Here is a 573-nt window from a genome sequence, read left to right as displayed (position 1 = left end):
CCGCTTCGAGGCGCGCGCCGCCGCGGGCATCCAGGACGACCCGGCCGACTTCGCGATCGACCCCGCCACCCTGCTCGTCACCGTGCTCGTGCACGACGCCGACGGCACGCCGGTCGGTCACGCCGCACTGCGCCGACTCGGCGACGAGGTCGAGGTGAAGCGGGTCTACATCGGCCCGGCCGTGCGCGGGGCGGGGGCCTCGCGCGCCCTCATGTCGGAGCTCGAACGCCTCGGCCGCGATGCCGGTGCCGTCCGCCTGATCCTGCAGACGCGCGATAGGCAGCCCGAGGCGATCGCGCTCTACGAGCACATCGGCTACACGCCGATCCCGATCTTCGCGCCGTACACGGCGTACGAATTCTCCCGCTGCTACGAGAAGAGGTTGGTGTGACCGACGCGCGTGTGATCGTCGTGGGGGCGGGCGTCATGGGCGCCGCCACCGCCTGGCAGCTGGGTCGACGCGGCATCCCGACGATCCTTCTCGAGCAGTTCCGGGTCGGTCACGACCGGGGCGCGTCGCACGGCACCAGTCGCAACTTCAACGTGTCGTACGGCGATGCCGGCTACCTCGCG

Annotated in this window: 2 protein-coding genes; both read left to right on the top strand. The window is 71.6% G+C overall.

Annotated elements, in window-relative coordinates:
- Window positions 1-391: GNAT family N-acetyltransferase (locus tag ASG00_RS02785; protein ID WP_235559093.1), on the top strand; the 391-nt coding region annotated here is incomplete at its 5' end.
- Window positions 388-573, top strand: a 186-nt coding sequence (locus ASG00_RS16615; protein ID WP_235559092.1) for an FAD-dependent oxidoreductase, incomplete at its 3' end; no start/stop codon positions are given. The genes ASG00_RS02785 and ASG00_RS16615, both read left to right, overlap by 4 nt.

The sequence above is a fragment of the Microbacterium sp. Leaf351 genome, from assembly GCF_001423825.1.
In the GTDB taxonomy this organism is placed as follows: domain Bacteria; phylum Actinomycetota; class Actinomycetes; order Actinomycetales; family Microbacteriaceae; genus Microbacterium; species Microbacterium ginsengisoli.
This window is presented reverse-complemented; position numbering and strand designations above follow the sequence as displayed.